General features: G+C 74.0%; 14 protein-coding genes. 6 read left to right on the top strand and 8 right to left on the bottom strand.

Translation table 11 applies throughout. The features are described from left to right. Nucleotides 1-11 precede the first annotated feature (11 nt). Complete coding sequence (locus tag AB0B76_RS11745) at nt 12-452, top strand: universal stress protein (RefSeq protein WP_360373385.1); 441 nt, start codon at nt 12-14, stop codon at nt 450-452. On the opposite strand, the gene AB0B76_RS11740 is transcribed toward AB0B76_RS11745, so the two are convergent. Genes AB0B76_RS11740 through AB0B76_RS11725 form a run of 4 tightly spaced genes read right to left on the bottom strand, consistent with a single transcriptional unit; the run spans nt 436 to nt 4,392 of the window. Beyond that, a complete protein-coding gene (locus AB0B76_RS11740) occupies nt 436-1,005 on the bottom strand; it encodes a class I SAM-dependent methyltransferase (RefSeq protein WP_360373382.1) in 570 nt (189 codons plus the stop codon). The genes AB0B76_RS11745 and AB0B76_RS11740 overlap by 17 nt on opposite strands. 52 nt (nt 1,006-1,057) lie before the next feature. Next, the gene (locus tag AB0B76_RS11735; RefSeq protein ID WP_360373379.1) at nt 1,058-1,630 is read right to left on the bottom strand and encodes a GNAT family N-acetyltransferase; all 573 of its coding nucleotides are present in this window, start codon (nt 1,628-1,630) and stop codon (nt 1,058-1,060) included. Further along, nucleotides 1,608-3,377 carry a PAS domain S-box protein gene (locus tag AB0B76_RS11730; protein WP_360373376.1) on the bottom strand — a complete coding sequence of 590 codons (1,770 nt, stop codon included), beginning with the start codon at nt 3,375-3,377 and terminating at the stop codon, nt 1,608-1,610. The genes AB0B76_RS11735 and AB0B76_RS11730 overlap by 23 nt, the downstream gene beginning before the upstream one ends. A gap of 46 nt (nt 3,378-3,423) precedes the next feature. Next, nucleotides 3,424-4,392, bottom strand: a complete 969-nt coding sequence (locus tag AB0B76_RS11725) for an aminoglycoside phosphotransferase family protein (RefSeq protein ID WP_360373374.1) — start codon at nt 4,390-4,392, stop codon at nt 3,424-3,426. Nucleotides 4,393-4,544: 152 nt separating this feature from the next. Between AB0B76_RS11725 and AB0B76_RS11720 the strand changes: the two genes are divergently transcribed. From AB0B76_RS11720 to AB0B76_RS11710, 3 genes are all read left to right on the top strand, one after another. Next, nucleotides 4,545-6,509 carry a hypothetical protein gene (locus AB0B76_RS11720; RefSeq protein ID WP_360373371.1) on the top strand — a complete coding sequence of 655 codons (1,965 nt, stop codon included), beginning with the start codon at nt 4,545-4,547 and terminating at the stop codon, nt 6,507-6,509. Between the two features lie 51 nt (nt 6,510-6,560). Beyond that, complete coding sequence (locus AB0B76_RS11715) at nt 6,561-7,583, top strand: FAD-dependent oxidoreductase (RefSeq protein WP_360373368.1); 1,023 nt, start codon at nt 6,561-6,563, stop codon at nt 7,581-7,583. Between the two features lie 61 nt (nt 7,584-7,644). After that, the gene (locus AB0B76_RS11710; protein ID WP_360373365.1) at nt 7,645-8,178 is read left to right on the top strand and encodes a hypothetical protein; all 534 of its coding nucleotides are present in this window, start codon (nt 7,645-7,647) and stop codon (nt 8,176-8,178) included. Here AB0B76_RS11710 and AB0B76_RS11705 read toward each other — a convergent pair. From AB0B76_RS11705 to AB0B76_RS11690, 4 genes are all read right to left on the bottom strand, one after another. Further along, the gene (locus AB0B76_RS11705) at nt 8,175-8,423 is read right to left on the bottom strand and encodes an SWIM zinc finger family protein (protein WP_360373646.1); all 249 of its coding nucleotides are present in this window, start codon (nt 8,421-8,423) and stop codon (nt 8,175-8,177) included. The two genes, AB0B76_RS11710 and AB0B76_RS11705, sit on opposite strands and share 4 nt — an antisense overlap. A gap of 1,280 nt (nt 8,424-9,703) precedes the next feature. Next, entirely contained in the window at nt 9,704-11,272 is a 1,569-nt protein-coding gene (locus tag AB0B76_RS11700; RefSeq protein WP_360373362.1) for an ABC-F family ATP-binding cassette domain-containing protein, read from the bottom strand. 119 nt (nt 11,273-11,391) lie between these two features. Further along, on the bottom strand, nt 11,392-12,276 hold the full coding sequence (locus tag AB0B76_RS11695) for a septum formation family protein (protein WP_360373359.1): 885 nt from the start codon (nt 12,274-12,276) through the stop codon (nt 11,392-11,394). A gap of 85 nt (nt 12,277-12,361) precedes the next feature. After that, entirely contained in the window at nt 12,362-13,084 is a 723-nt protein-coding gene (locus AB0B76_RS11690; RefSeq protein ID WP_360373356.1) for a tyrosine-protein phosphatase, read from the bottom strand. A gap of 76 nt (nt 13,085-13,160) precedes the next feature. Here AB0B76_RS11690 and AB0B76_RS11685 point away from each other — a divergent pair, with 76 nt between their 5' ends. Continuing rightward, the gene (locus AB0B76_RS11685) at nt 13,161-14,294 is read left to right on the top strand and encodes an aromatic acid exporter family protein (protein WP_360373353.1); all 1,134 of its coding nucleotides are present in this window, start codon (nt 13,161-13,163) and stop codon (nt 14,292-14,294) included. Nucleotides 14,295-14,400: 106 nt separating this feature from the next. Further along, nucleotides 14,401-15,600, top strand: coding sequence for a polysaccharide lyase family 7 protein (locus AB0B76_RS11680; protein WP_360373350.1), 1,200 nt, complete (start codon nt 14,401-14,403; stop codon nt 15,598-15,600). Nucleotides 15,601-15,618 lie beyond the last annotated feature (18 nt).

The raw sequence follows: 15,618 nt of genomic DNA, 5'->3' as shown, positions 1-15,618 counted from the left end.
ATCCTGTTCCCGTGCATTTCGAACTCGGTACCGACGGCCCGAAGGTCATCGTCGTCGGTATCGACGGCTCGGACACCTCCATGCGCGCCGGTGCGTACGCCGCCGGGCTCGCCCGGCGCCAGCGGGCCCGCCTGGTCGTCGTCTACGTGACCGGCGCCCCGGCCGCGAGCCGCCTGGTCGCCGAGGCCGCGGGCGCCGTCGAGCAGGCGATCTCCGAGTCGATCGAGGACATGCGCCGCCAGGTGCACGAGGGCGCCCTGCACACCGGCGTGACGACCGACTTCGTGGCCGTGCGCGGCGACCCCTACCAGGAGCTCGTGCGCGTCGCGATGGAGCTGCGCGCCGACGCGGTCGTGGTGGGCGCCAGCCGCCGCTTCGGCCACCGCTTCGTCGGCTCGCTCGCGGTCCGCCTGGTGAAGTCGGGCCGCTGGCCGGTCACCGTGGTGCCCTGAGGCCGGGCAGGTAGGTCGCGAGCAGGGTCGCCGCGTCGGGGGCCACGTTCACCTGGGTCGCGAGCAGGTCCGGGTGGGTCAGCCAGTACCGCCGCGCCTCGTCCACGCGGCCCTCGTAGGTCGGGGGCCACGTCGTGCACGGGGTGAAGTCGTCCATGACGATGAGGCCGCCCGGGCGCAGCCACGCCGCCGGGTCCAGCGGCGGGTCCGCGCCCTTGCCCTGGCCGCCGCCGTCCAGCACCAGCAGGTCGAACGGGCCGTGGGCGTGCAGCTCGCGCCAGTCGCCGAGCCGCACCTCGACCCGGGGGTCCGTGGCGAACAGCTCGGCCGCCGCGGCGGCCCGGGCCGGGTCGCGCTCGATGCTCACCAGGCGCGCGCCCGGGGCGGCGCCCGCGGCCAGCCAGGCCAGGCCCACGCCGCAGCCCGTGCCCGTCTCGCCGATGGCGCCGGCACCGACGCCGCGGGCCAGGACGCGCAGCAGCTCGCCGTGCTCGTCCCGGCACGACTGGGCAAAGCCCAGGGCCTGGGCGGCCGCGATCAGAGGCGTCACCACGGCCGGCCGCGCAGCGGCTCGTCGCGGCCCGGCGGCGCAATGCCCACGGGCGTCACCACGGCAGGCCGCGCAGGTCGATGAGGCCCGCGGGCCAGTCGGACAGCGGGCGGCGGCCGGGGCGCACGAAGGTGGGGAAGACGCCCTCGCGGACCGAGCGGGCGTCGCGCACGTCCACGAACCGGGTCGGGTTGTCCACGCGGGTCCAGCCGGTCGAGGCGTAGAACCCGGCGACCTCCTCGCGGCACTGCAGGAAGCCGAAGTCGGCCGCGTCCGGCAGCACGTCCGCCAGCGCCCGCATCAGCGCGGCGCCCAGGCCGCGGCCCTGGTGCGACGGGGAGACGGCCACGTCCCCGACCCCGGCGAGGAGCAGGTCGCCGGTGGGGGCGCCGGCCAGGCGGCGCTCGAAGCCCAGGTGCGCTACCGGCACGCCGGACGCCTCGAGCCAGACGCGGACCTCCTTGCGCGCCCACGAGGCCGGCCAGGAGCGGTCGGGCTCGAACTCCGGGCCGGGGAACGCGGCGCGCAGCAGGGCCGACAGGGCCGCGTGGTCGCCGGGCGTCAGCCCGGTCTCCCAGCGGACCTCAGTGGACCTTGCGGGAGGATCAGTGGAACTTGCGGGAGGCACTGTCACGGTTCTGGGCGGCCGGGGTGTCGGTGAACGCGCGGCGCAGCACGTCGTGCTCGGCGCGGCGGTCCTCGGTGACGTCGCGCAGGGTGACGACCATGCCGCGGACCAGGCGGTCGTCGCGCAGGTCGCGGAAGATGACCTCGAGCAGGACGCGGCGGCCGTCGGGGCGCAGCAGGCTCCACCGGTCCTGGGTGCCGTCGCGGTCCCCGTCGCGGGCGCGCTCGACGGTGCGGGCGACCTGCTCGCGGTCCTCGGGGGCGACGATCTCGCGCAGGGTCGCGAACGGCGTGGGCCAGATGCCGAGCACCTCCGCCACCGACGGGCTGGTGTACCGGATGCGCTGGTCGTCGTCGAGGACGAGCACGACGTCGCCGCCGTGCTCGGTGACGGCGCGCAGGTAGTCGTCGCTGTCGCGGCGGCTGGCCGCGTCGGTCAGGCCGATGCGGGCCAGGGCCAGGGCCGCCTGCCCGGCGACCACGGAGACCGCGTCGATCGCGGTGACCAGGTCGCGGCGGCGCCCGGCCACGTAGAGCACGCCGGCGTCGAGCGGGCAGACCAGCACGTGGTCCCATTCGGAGAGCTTCGCGCCCCACAGCGGCGGGATGTCGGCGACGGGCTCGATGCGCGGCGCGGACAGCTCGCCCATCGGCAGCAGGTCGGTGAGGCTGAAGTCGACGACGATCGCGTGCGGTGTCTCGCCGGGCAGCAGGGTGGCGACGGCGGCCTTGACCGCGGCCGCGACCTGGCCGGCGTCGGCGGCGCTGACGAGCACGGTGCCGGTCTCGCGCAGCGCGCGCTCGCGGCGCAGGGCGCTGGCGTGCTTGTGCACCGCGTCGCTGAGCCGCACGACGAGCAGCACCAGCGTGACGCCGGAGGTCACGGCGATCATCGGCCCGTCGTGCACGCCGCCGGTCAGGGCCTGCACCAGGAGCACGAGCGGGGCGAACGCGACGCAGGCCAGCAGCAGGGCCAGGCCGAGGCCGCCGGCGGGCTCGCGGGCGGTGCGGATCGGGCCGTCCGGCGGGGCGGTGAGCCGGACCATCGACGGGATGAGCGCGGCGGCGCCCCACGCGGCGTACAGCAGCACGTAGGCGAAGTCGGCCGGCCCGCCGGGGCGGATCGGGTCGTCGTCGGCCTGACCGGCCCCGTAGATCACATCGCCGAGCAGCATACCGGCAGCCCCGACGGCGAGCAGGATCGCCGATGGGCTGCGCGGTGCCGCGGTGACGAGCCGGACCGTCACGACGAGGACGATCACGTCACCGAGCGTGAACGCGGCCTGGGTCGACCAGTCGGCCGGGCCCATGCCGCCGGCGAGGTGCGGCGAGGCGATGAACACCCAGCCCGCCAGCAGCGCGGCGGTGCCGAGCGCGAGCAGGTCGAGCAGGCGGGAGCGGTCGTCGAGGAAGCTGCTGGAGCGGGTCAGGCCGATCAGGGCGACCGCGACCAGCGGGAACATCGCGAGGTAGAAGACCTCGGCGAGCGCGGGCGGCTTGTCGGGGGACAGGCCGTAGACGAAGTCGCCGGCCATCATCGCGATCAGGGCGGCGGCCAGCGCCCACCAGGGGCCGGACCGCGGCGGACGGGCGCGCACGACGCCGGCGACGATCGCGCCGGCCGAGGCGAGGCCGATCGCCGCCCAGACGACGGAGGCCAGGGCCGGCCGCACGAGCAGGACCAGGGCCAGTGCCGCCATGAGCGCGCAGCAGCCGGTCAGGAGCCGCCTTCCGCCCAGCACGCCCATCGACATCCTTACCGTCGGTGACCTATCTATACCACATCGTGATTGATCAACTCAGCTCCCGCAGGTCGGTCAGCAACCAGGGGGTGACCCGTTCCCGGCGCTCCCGCTCGGTCTCGCCCACCATGGCCCGGCTCGGCATCTCGATCAGCAGCAGAAGACAGAACTGGATCCGGTACAGCATGAGCCTCACCCGTTGCGAATCCGTTAACCGGTGCGGTACCTGCCCGTAGTACCCCTCCAGGACCGGGTGCGACGGCTCGTCCTCGATGCGCCGCCCGATCGCCGGGGAGACGAAGTCGTAGAGCGGGTCGCCCCAGAAGTACCGCTCGCCGTCGACGAGCCCGGTGAGCCGCCCGCCGTCGGTGAGCACGTTGCCGTCCCACAGGTCGAAGTGCACGAGGCTCGGCACCCGCACCTCGCCCAGCGCCCCGGCGTGCCGCTCGATCGCCGCGATGATCTCGGGCTCGGGCACCGGCAGCGCCACGCCCCAGTCGCGGCCGTCGGCGAGCAGGTCGGCGGTCATCGCCGTGAACGCCTCGGGCCAGGTGGCGCCGCTCGCCCGGCCCGCGCCGTCGTAGCCGAACCGGTCGCCCGTCACTGTGTGCAGGTGCCGCAGTGCCGTGCCGAGCTGACGGCGTACCGATGCATCGGCTTGCGGCTCTTGCGCCAGCCCGGTCAGCGGCTGTCCGGGCAGCCGTCCGACCAGGACCAGGTCCTCGTCGGCGGCGAGCACCGGCGGCACCGGCACCCCGGGCGCGGTGCCGGCCAGGCGGTAGTAGCGCGCCTCGGCGGCGATGACCCCGCGCTCGTAGCGCAGCAGCGGCACGCCCGGCGGCGGGCCGATCTTCACCACGGCCTCGGTGCCGTCGTCGAGGGTGGCCGACCACACGGCGGCGAAGGTGCCGCCGGACAGCGGTCCACAGTGGACGGCGATGCGGCCGAAGCGCTCGCGCAGCAGGGCCGCGACGGCCCCGGCGGTCAGCTGCCGCTGGGTCGGGCTGATGACGGCGGACACCGCTCCACCCTACCGCCCGTGATTACATTGACGACTGTCGGTTGCAAGATCCCATTATGTATTGATCGAGATTAGTAACAAAGAAAGGGTGGTGCCAATGACCTTGCTGGTCGTAGCGTGCACGAATCAGCCTGACTCAATGGGGAGGCCAAGTGAGGAAATGGCTCGCGAGGGTCGCTGTGACCGGCCTGATCGCCGGGGCCGCGGCGGTCGTCGCACAGGCGCCGGCGGCCGCGACACCCACGTCGCCGCACGGTGACCTCGAGGCGGGGATCCAGCGGCAGCTCGCCGCCGGCATCCAGGTGGTCCCGAAGCAGACCGCGTCCGGCAAGCTGGCGGCGACCGGGGCCGCGAACCCCTACACCGCCCTGCTGAAAGACCCGGGCAAGGTCGACAAGTACTACTGGTCGGAGCAGGCCAAGGCCGCGGCGAAGTCCCGCGCCCAGCAGAAGCAGGCGCAGAACAAGCTCGCGGCGGCCAACCCGATCATCCATGACGAGGCCGAGCCGAAGGGCTTCTACGGCGCCAACGACTCGCACGCCACCGCCGAGCTCATCAAGGGCTTCGGCACCGGAAAGAAGCTCAACAACCGGGTCCGCGTCCTCGGCCAGCTCTCGCCCGAGGCGGTAAGCCCGTCGGCGCTCAACCCGGCCGCGGAGGACGACGGCTCGATCACGCTCGCGTACGAGTTCGGCCTCGGCGCCAACCGCAACGCGTTCACCACCACCGGCACCATCGGTGACGGCCCGCACGGCACCACCGGCGACGGCAGCGGCGACTTCGACTTCATCAAGGTCCACGGCCGCGCCGGCCAGCAGCTCAGCGCCGGCACCTCGGGCACGACGGACACCGTCGTCGGCCTGTACGACGCGACCGGCGAGATCGTCGCCGCCGACGACGACGGCGGCCCCGGCCTGCTGAGCCTGCTCAACTTCACGATCCCCGCGACCGGCGACTACTTCCTGATGATCGCCGGGTACGGGCTCGGCACCGTGTTTCCGGCCGACCCGTTCGACTCCGGCAGCGGCCTGGGCGCCGGCCGGGAGGGCGCGTACGGCCTCGACGTCTCCCTCGCGTACCCGGACCTCGACTTCTACGCCGTGGACCTGGTCGCCGGCGACGTGCTCGGCGGCTCGGTCACCGGCGTCGGCACCCGCCTGACCGTCCGCGAGCCGGGCGGCAAGATCGTCTTCGGCTCGGAGCAGGACGCCAGCTTCATCTACGCGCCCGCCTCGCCGCTGCCGGGCGGTGGCAACGCGGTCGTGTCCTACGTGGCGCCGCGCGACGGCCGGTACACCATCGAGGTCGGCGGGACCGCCGGGCAGTACGACATCACCGTCGAGGCCTACCGGCCCGGCCCCGAAGCCCTGGACCAGGGCGTCACCCAGACGCTCTACCTGGACTTCGACGGCGCCCGGATCAACACCGCCATCTTCGGCGGCCCCGGGGTGCGCCAGCTCAGCCCGCTGCAGGGCTTCCTCGGCCGGTGGGGGCTCAGCGCCGCCGACGAGGACAAGGTGATCGACGGGGTCATCGCCGCGGTACGGGAGAACATCCTGGCCGACGCCAAGGCCCGCGGCACCGACCCGCGCGTCGGGCTGAAGATCCTCAACAGCCGGGACGACCCCGACCCGTTCGGCCAGCCCAACGTGCACCGCATCGTCGTCGGCGGCACGGTCGCCGAGTCGGGCATCGACACGATCGGCATCGCGCAGTTCATCGACCCGGGCAACTACGCGACCGAGGACAGCGCGATCGTGCTGCTCGACACGCTGTCCGACCCGGCCGGCAGCGCGTCGCTGAACACGTACATCAGCCCGGCCAGCAACAAGATCAAGTTCATCGGCCGGGCGCTCGGCAACGTCATCTCGCACGAGGCCGGGCACCTTTACGGCAACTTCCACACGGACCCGCTCAACGACACGCCCAACCTCATGGACGCCGGCGGCGCGTTCCCGGGCCTGTTCGGCGTCGGGCCGGACAACGTCGGCGGCACCGCGGACGACTTCGACTACGACTTCGGCGACGACGAGTACACGCCGGACGAGGGCCTGGTCGGCACCGAGGACACGCTGAACACCACCGCCTGGGCGCTGGTGAAGGGCAAGGCCAAGTAAGACCGGTCACCACCGGGCATGATCCGCGTCCGCGGCGGGGTTCTACCCGCCGTGGACGTGGTGGTGATCGGCGCGGGACAGGCCGGGCTGTCGGCCGCCTACTGGTTGCGGCGGCGCGGCCTGTCGTTCGTGGTGCTCGACGCCGACCCGGGCCCGGGCGGGGCGTGGCAGCACCGCTCGCCGTCGCTCGGGGCCGGGTCGCTGCACCGCATCTTCGACCTGCCCGGGCGGCCGTTCACGCCCCCGCCGGCGGGCTCGGCGGCGACGGTCGTGCCGGCGTACTTCCGCGAGTACGAGGCCGCGTTCGACCTGCCGGTGCGGCGCCCGGTCGCGGTGACCTCGGTCGCGCGGGCCGGCGGCGGCTTCCGGGTCGACGCCCCGACCGGCTCCTGGACCGCCCGCGCGGTCATCAACGCGACCGGGACCTGGACCGCACCGTACATTCCGTACTACCCGGGCATCGCCGACTTCGCCGGCCGCCAGCTGCACTACGCCGCCTACCGCGGCCCGGAGGAGTTCGCCGGCCGGCGCGTGCTCGTCGTCGGCGGCGGCGCCTCCGCGATCCACCTCCTCGCGGAGCTGCCGGGCGCGTTCTGGGCCACCCGCCGCGAGCCGGTCTTCCACGACGGCGAGTTCACCGAGGACCACGGCCGCGAGGTCGTGGCGCAGGTCGCCGAGCGCGTGTCGGCCGGCCTGCCGCCGCGCAGCGTCGTGAGCGTGACCGGCCTCGGCTGGACCGCCCTGGCCCGGGAGGCCCGGGACCGCGGCGCCCTCGTGCGGCATCCGATGTTCGACCGGCTCGTCCCCGGCGGCGCCGTGTGGGGCTCGCGGTTCGAGCCCTTCGACGCGATCGTCTGGGCCACCGGCTTCCGGGCGGCCCTGTCGCACCTGGCGCCCCTGCACCTGCGCGAGCCGGGCGGCGGCATCCGCGTGGAAGGTACCCGCGCGGTGCGCGAGCCGCTGGTCCATCTGGTCGGCTACGGCCCGTCGGCGAGCACGGTCGGGGCCAACCGCGCCGGTCGCGCGGCCGTCCACGAACTCGCCGAGGTCCTGAGCGTCTTAGAGGTGTGTTAAATCTCGGCGGCAGGGCCCGGGGGTCTGGACATCGAAGGGCGCGACTGCAAAAGTCTGCCGCGTGGCTGACAATGGGTTACCGGCCCTTCGCACTCGGGTACGGTCGGCGACCGGCGCCGTCAAGGCGAACCCCGGTCTGTACTTCGGCTCCTTCCCGGCCGTCGACTGGCCGCTCATCATCGCCGCGTGGACGGCCGCCGACCTGCTGCGCCTCGCGCCCGGCACCCCGGCCGTGGACGTCACCCTGCACCGCGGCGGCGCGCTGACGGCCACCGTGCGCGGCGCGACCGTCGAGGCGCCGCCGGCCGCCGGCCGCCGGCCCGTGGCCGACATCATCCGCGCCAAGATGTGGTACACCGAGCTGTCGCGCGCCACGACCGTCCAGACGACCTCGGACCACGGCCGCAACGGCCTCACCGTGACCGTCCACTCCGACCTGGACGCGAACGTCTTCGGCCTGCCCGAAGGATCCTGGTGGCACAACGGCGTGACGCGTTTCGCCAAGGTGCTGTCGACCCCACGCCACCGCCCGCCGGACGGCCGCCGCGTCCACGTCACCGACGAGTCCACCGGCGAGACGGCCGAGCTGCCCTAACGCGCGAGGCGCACGGCCAGGATGTGCTTGCAGGGCCCGCGGCCGAGGCCGTGCCGGGCGAACCACTGGCATGTGCACCGCTCGCCGTCCGGGTGTCCCGGACGGCGTACCGGGTGCCTCCACTGTGGACCGCGGCGCCCCCGGCGGTCAGCTCCACGACCAGGTCCCGGGCGTCGCGCATCCGCGCGCTGGCCGGCGACGTCGACGAGCGCGTCCAGCGGCAGGAGGCGTACACGCCGCAGCACGCCGACAGCGCCCCGAACCGCAGGTGCCCGCCCGCGTCCGCGGTCACGACGGGGTCGGCCGCCCGGATCGCCTCGGCGAGCATGCTGGGCGGCGTGTAGAACCGGGTGCGGGCGATGCGCGCGACGACGAGCAGCGCGGCCGCGACGGGCTCGGCGAGCGCGACGAAGCCGTGGTAGAAGTACGGATGCGGGGCCGGGCCGCCGCTCGTGGCCAGCCGCAGGCCGTCACCGTCCACAGTCGACGGCCGCCGGTAGCGGTACACCTGCTCGACCTCGCTCATGCGCGCTCCGCCAGCAGGGCGCGGGCCGTTCCCGCCGCGCTCGACGTGCCGGTGAAGCCCTCCAGCCACGGGCGCAGCGCCGGGTCCGGGGCGGCGCCGGGCGCGGACCGACTCCTCGTGCAGCGTGGCCAGCAGGGCGTGCCGGCCGGGGTGGTCGCGGGGGAGGCGGGGCAGGGCGCGGGACAGCACGTCGGCCACGGCCCCGGGGGCGCCCGCGGCGCGCAGCGATGACGACCAGCGGCTTGCGGTCGCGTGGCGGGCCAGGGTCACCATGGCTCCGGCGAGGAGGGCGGGGCCGCGGCGGCGGGACGGCAGCAGTGCGGCGAACGCCTCGGCGGCGTGCGTGCGAGGCCCGGGCTCGCCCGCGGTCAGGCCGGCCGCGAGCACCCCGGCCGCGAGCGGTCCCAGCCGCCCCGGATGCACGGCGAGCGCGTCCAGGACGGCCGAGGCCGAGTAGGCGCGTTCGGTGCCGGCCGCTCGTCGGCCGACCGGTCCGCGGGTCGCCCGGCGGGCGGGGCCGTTGCGGGCGCGGCGGCCGGCCGCGAGTCCACAGTGGAGGCCGCCGGGTCGAGCCACGCGGCCGCCTCGCGGGTCGCCGAGCGCGTGGACCTGCTGGAGCCGACGGCCGCCCTCGACCTCGAAGACGCGCCACAGCAGCGCGGTGCGCAGCTCCTCGTCGGCGCGGATCGCGGCCCGCCGCGGCTGCGGGTCGCCGCGGTCGCCCAGGGCCGAGACCATCGCCCGGACGTAGGTGTCGTCGTGCTCCAGCCGCACCTGCCCCTGGCGTTCCAGGAGCCGCACGCCCGCGAACATCGCGCGCTGCGGCCAGTGCACCGCGATGTCCACGACGATCTCGGCCACGTCGCGCTGCAGCCGCGCCGGGGCCGGGTCCGCGGGCGGTTCCGGGTCGAGCCGCCACAGGACGGACAGGAGGTATCCGACGCCGTCCGGGGCGCCGCGCAGCCGCGCGTACACCGTGTCGATCGCCACCATCGCGGCTCAGCCTAGTTGCCGCGCCCGGCCCGCCCAGCGCGAACGCAGCCAGCGGTCGTGGCTGGCGACCACGAACGCGCCCGGGCCGGTGGCGAGCGCCTCCTCGAGCTCGTCGCAGAGCGCGGGGGAAAGGTGGTTGGTCGGCTCGTCGAGCAGCAGCAGGTCGGGCGGGTCCGCGATCAGCAGGGCCAGGTCGAGCCGGCGGCGCTGGCCCACGGACAGCTCGCCGACCGGCCGCGCGGCGTCGCGCGGGGCGAGCAGGCCGAGGCTGCGCAGCGGTACCGCCTCCGCCCGCTCCTCCCCGAGCGCCGCCCGGTAGGTGGCCAGCGCCGTGCGGTCCGGGCGGTCGAAGGCCGTGTCCTGCGCGAGCATCCCGACGCGCAGGCCCGGCCGCCGTTGCACGCCCGCGGACGGGAGCCGCCCGGCGAGGACCGCGAGCAGCGTCGACTTGCCGGTGCCGTTGGCGCCGGTGACGAGGAGCCGGTCGCCGGCCGGGATGTCGAGCCGGTCGAGGGTCAGCCGGCCCGGCACGTGCACGTCGCGCAGCGCCACCAGCAGCCCCTCGGCCTCGGTGGCGAGGGCCCGGGCGCGGAAGCGCAGCGGCGGCGGGGGCTTGCGGACCTGCTCGCGGGTGAGCGTGTCCAGCCGGCGGGTCGCGTTGCGGACGCGGCGGGAGATCTGGCCCTCGACGCGGCCGGTGGTGCGGCCGAAGTTCATCTTCTCGTTGTCGCGCTTGGGCCGGTTGTGGGCGACCTGGTGCGCGGTCACGGAGACGGCGCGCCGCAGGTCGCCGAGCTCCTCCTGCTCCTCGGCGAAGCGGCGCTCCCAGCGCTCCCGCTCGGCGTGGCGCTCGGCCACGTAGGCCGAGTACCCGCCGCCGTAGCGCACCGGGCCGTCGACGGCCGGGTCGAGGTCGACCAGGTCGGTGCAGACCGCGTCGAGGAACGCCCGGTCGTGGCTGGCGAGGACGACCGCGCCCGGCAGGCCCCGCAGCTGCTCCTCCAGGAACGCGGCGGCGGCGTCGTCGAGGTGGTTCGTCGGCTCGTCCAGCAGCAGCGCGGCCGGGCGCCGCACGAGCAGGGCCGCGAGCGCGAGGCGTCCGCGCTGCCCGCCGGAGAGGGTGGAGAGGCTCCGATCGTGCGGTACCGCCGAAAGCCCCAGCCCGTCCAGGACGATCCCGGCCCGCCGGTCGGCGTCCCAGGCGTCGATCTCCTGGGCCCGCTCCAGCAGCCCGGCGTAGTCGTCGAGGCCGCCGGCGGCGAGCGCGGCATCCATGGCGGCCAGGCATTCGCGGGCCTCGCGGACCGCGTCGGCGACGACGTCGGCCACGGTCGCGGCCGGGTCGAACGGCATCTCCTGGTGCAGGTGGCCGAGGTCGGCCGGGCGCGTGACGGTGCCGCCGTCGGGCTCCTCGGCCCCGGCCAGCAGCCGCAGCAGCGTCGACTTGCCGGTGCCGTTCTCGCCGATCAGGCCGATGCGGCGGCCGGGCGCGGCGGTGAGGGAGACGCCGTCGAGCACGCGGCGGGTGCCGTAGGTGCGTACGAGGTCATGGGCGATCAGGGGCTGTCGAGACAAGGCGGACCACCGTCAGGTAGACGCTTCCGCCCGCCGGGCACATGGGGTCCTCAGGCGCGGGCGCGGGAAGGTCTGGTGATCACATCTCCTCCAACATAACCGGTCCCGGGGGAGTTCCGCTACACCTGGCCGTCCCCGGCGCCCTTGAGCGAACGGTTGATCTTCTTCTTGTCGATCATCGCGTAGCACCGGGCGCTGTGGTTGCCCGCGGCCCACTCGTCCTCGTCGCCGGTCATCCAGTACCCGTAGTAGAGCGCCTTCTGCGATCCCCAGCTCGTGTGGCTCATGCCGATGTAGGACAGCATCTTGGTCTCGCACGACTTGCCGAACGCCGCGTCGTACGCCTTCTCGTCGGCCGGGTACTCCTTGACCGGACTCGACACCGTGCCGACGTACTCCGCGTCGTGCGGGTCCGTGCACGACGCCGGCGTGATGTCGTCCCAGCTGTTCTGGGTGGTGCCGACCAGCGTGCCGCAGCCCAGCTTGAGGTCGCCGGCGACCGCGCCCTTCATGGTGGCCTTGCGCGGCTCGAGCGTGCCCGCCTCCGAGCGCAGGGCGCCGATGTCGCAGCGGTAGAACCGCGCGCCGCCGTCCCACTGCCGGTCGCTCGGCGGGTTGACGACCACGAACACGCGCGCGGACTGCCACTCGCCGCCCAGGTAGTCGCCGACCGCCTTGTCGCAGTCCGTCCAGGCCGCGGCCAGCGCCGCGCCCTTGGGCCGGCTCGAGCCCTTGGCCGCGTCGCCGGTGAAGTGCCCGACGCTGACCGTCTCCACGACGTGGTCCATGTCGCACGGCTGCTGGCTGAGCACGACGTCGCCCAGGTCCCCGACGTTCGTCGCCGTCGTCGTCCAGCATGCGCCGGCCGCGGGCTCGGGGACCTTCGCCGCCGCGAGCATCGCCCAGTCGTCGACCAGGTCGCCGTCGCCGGCCTGGGCCGGGCCACAGCCGGCGGCCGCGGCGACCAGCGCCACGGCGCACGCCAGCAGCGCGATCCGCTTCATCGTTGCCTCCCCCGCGAATATTGCGAGGGGCACTATGTCAACTTCTCGTGCGGACGGGAATCAACCGAACAGCCGACGGGCCGGGTCAGGCCGGCCGCTCGAGCAGGTGCTCCTCGAGGCGGGCGTAGGTGGCGTCGGGCAGCGCGAGGTACGCGCGGACGGAGCCGTGCCGCTCCCGCAGGTCGGCCAGGAACAGCTGCATGGTCTCGGCCGGGGAGTCCAGCCACCGCGTGGGCATCTTGGCCACCTCGGGGTTGAGCCGGCGCAGGAACTGCATGCTGCGCTCGGTCGCGCCCTGGGTCAGTGCGTAGTCCTCGGCGATCACGTCGTCGGGCACGCCGAGCGCCCCGAGCGTCACCGCCGACACCACCCCGGTGCGGTCCTTGCCGGCGACGCAGTGCACGACGACCGGCGCGTTGTCGGCGTCGGCGATGACCTCGACCGCGGCCGTGATCGCGGCGTGGCCGTGCTCGGCGAGGTCCAGGTAGCGGTTGGCCAGCCAGCGGGCGTCGCTGGTCTCGGCGGCGTCGGTCGCCTCCTCCCACTCCGCGTGTACCGGGTGCAGGTGGTGGTAGGTCAGCCCGTGGAACGCGTGCACCCGGCCGTCGCGCTCGACCTCCCGCGGGCGGCGCAGGTCGATGACGGTCCGCACGCCGAGCGCGGTGAACGAGGCGGCGTCGGCCGGGTCGATCCGGCTCAGCGAGTCGGACCGGAAGAGCCGCCGCCAGCGGGTGACCCGCCCGTCGGCCGTCGCGTAGCCGCCGAGATCGCGGAAGTTGAAGAGGTTGGGGTGGTCGTAGTTCCGCACGGCTTGGACCTTAACCCGCGCGTGCGCTTGACCGCTTCCCCGCGGCACGGGCGTCACGTTTTGAGAGGATCGAGGTGTGGCGCGCAGACCGCACGAAGTCGTGACCGAGCCCCTCGGGACGCTGCTCGCCAGCGTGCCGCAGAGCAAGCCGAGCTGGCTCACCATCGCCAAGACCACCGCGGCGGCGACGATCGCGTGGATGCTGGCCCGGCAGCTCGGCGACAACGTGGCCGTCATCTTCGCGCCCGTCGTGGCGGTGCTGACGCTGCAGGCCAGCGTGTACGGCTCGATCGCCACCGGCGTGCAGCTGCTCTTCGCCAACCTCGTCGGCACCGCGCTGGCCAGCGCGTGGACGCAGCTGCTCGGGCTCACCTGGTGGTCGCTGGCGCTGGCCGTGTTCGCCGCGCTCGCGGTCGCCCGGCACATCACGAACACACCCCTCGCCCGCAACCAGCTCACCATCGCCACCCTCGTGGTGCTGCTGCTGGCGCCGGTGGCCAGGGGCTACGGCCAGTGGCGCTTCATCGATGTGGCCATCGGCTCCGTGGTGGGCCTCACCATCGCGGTCGTGGTGCCCGAGCGGCCCCGCATCGCGCACATCCGCGAGACCCTGCACTCGTGGGGGTACGCCTGCGTGGGGGTGCTGCGCGGGATCGCCGACGAGCTGGGCACCCGCGCGGACGCGCCGGCGCTGCTCGAGCCCGGCGAACGCCACGACTGGGTCCCGAAGTCGCGCAAGCTCAACGAGGCCGGCGCGGAGGCGGCCGCCACGGTCGCCGGGGTGGAGGAGATCACGCTGCTCAACCTGTTCACGCGCCGGCTGCGCCGCGACGTCGACCAGGTCCGCCGGGAGCAGCTCTGGCTCGTGCGCATCACCCTGCAGGTGCGGGCCGTCGCGCTGGCCGCCGACCGGCTCTACGACCGGCCCGGGCCGGTCCCGGCCCTGGACCGCGACACGCTGCGGGCGCTGCTCGACCGGGTGGGCGTGCTGCTCGGGCGGCGTCTCGACGGCCAGGAGGTCGACGACGGGCCGCTGCGGGCGGAGCTCATCGCCGCGGCCGAGCGCGTGTTCACCGTGTTCCCGACCGCGCTGGCCGCGCTCGACTCGGTGTCGCTGCTCGGGCGGCTCGACCAGCTGCGCCAGGACATCGCCGGCGACGACGCCGAGGCGCTCGTCGACCCGGGCCCGCTGCCGCGCCGCGAACCTTAACGACCTGTGAAAACGGCCTTAAAGCGACCGCGGACGGTTGACAAGACATCGATGGAGGCGTTTATTGGCAGCCACTCTGCCAATTAGCAACAGGCAAGGACCGCCCATGAAGCGCCGTTCCAAGATTCTCATCGGGTTCACCGCCGCCGCGGTCGCCGGAACGCTCGGCGTCCTCGGGGTCACCGCGGCCACGGCGGCGACCGCCGGGCCGATCACCGGGCTCGGCGGCAAATGCGTCGACGTGGCCGCCGCGAGCACGGCCAACGGGGCCGCGATCCAGCTGTACGACTGCAACGGCACCACCGCCCAGAGCTGGACCGCCGGCAACGCCGACAACAGCATCCGGGCGCTCGGCAAGTGCCTCGACGTGACGGCGGCCGGGACCGCCAACGGGGCCAAGATCCAGCTCTACGACTGCAACGGCAGCGCGGCCCAGCAGTGGACGGCCAGCGGCCCGGCGCTGGTCAACACGGGTTCGGGCAAGTGCCTCGACGCGACCGGCCAGAGCTCCGCGAACGGTACCCGCCTGCAGATCTGGACCTGCACGGGCGCGGCGAACCAGGCGTGGACGCTGCCCGGCGGCACCACCACCCCGACCACGCCGTCGGCGGGCCTCAACCCGAACGTGGCGCCGGGCGGGAACTTCGACCTGTCGATCTGGCAGCTGCAGCTGCCGACGGGCAGCCCCGGCTCGCCGACCCAGATCCCGCCCTCGCAGCTGAAGGGGGCGAACGGGTACGTCAACCCGGCGTACTTCTTCACCGACAAGACCGACGGCTCGATGACCTTCTGGGCCCCGGAGAAGGGCGTGACCACCCCGAACTCCAACTACGCGCGCTCCGAGCTGCGCGAGATGAACGCCGACGGCAGCGCGGCCGACTGGCGGCTCGCGGGCTCGCACAAGCTCTCCGCGACGCTGCGCATCCCCTCGGTGACCAAGAACGTGTGCGTCGGGCAGATCCACCTCGGCACCGGCGGAACCTCGACGAAGCCGCTGCTGGAGCTGTACTACCGGCCCAACGGCGACATCGTCCTGGGCACCGAGAACTCCCCGGACGGCGGCCAGACGCTGCACACGGTGGGCAACGTGCCGCTCGGCGTGCAGTGGAGCTACGTGATCGCGGTCTCCGGCGGCAACACGATCAAGCTGACGGTCAACGGCAGCACGACGAGCTATGCGATCCCGTCGTCGTTCAACCAGTACGGCATGTACTTCAAGGCCGGCTCGTACAACCAGTCCTCGTCGGACAGCACCACGAACGGCGCGAAGGTCAAGTTCTACGCGCTGACCGTGAGTCACGGCTGAGATACGTTCCCTTGCCTC

The sequence above is a fragment of the Dactylosporangium sp. NPDC049140 genome, assembly GCF_040648435.1.
Note: the sequence above shows the minus strand (reverse complement) of the source record. Positions and strands in the feature narration are given on the sequence as shown.

Bases quoted from the DNA above. Each gene is read 5' to 3' on its own strand.
- AB0B76_RS11730 (WP_360373376.1), bottom strand. From the start codon at position 3,377: ATGGGCGTGCTGGGCGGAAGGCGGCTCCTGACCGGCTGCTGCGCGCTC.
- AB0B76_RS11695 (WP_360373359.1), bottom strand. From the start codon at position 12,276: ATGAAGCGGATCGCGCTGCTGGCGTGCGCCGTGGCGCTGGTCGCCGCG.
- AB0B76_RS11680 (WP_360373350.1), top strand. From the start codon at position 14,401: ATGAAGCGCCGTTCCAAGATTCTCATCGGGTTCACCGCCGCCGCGGTC.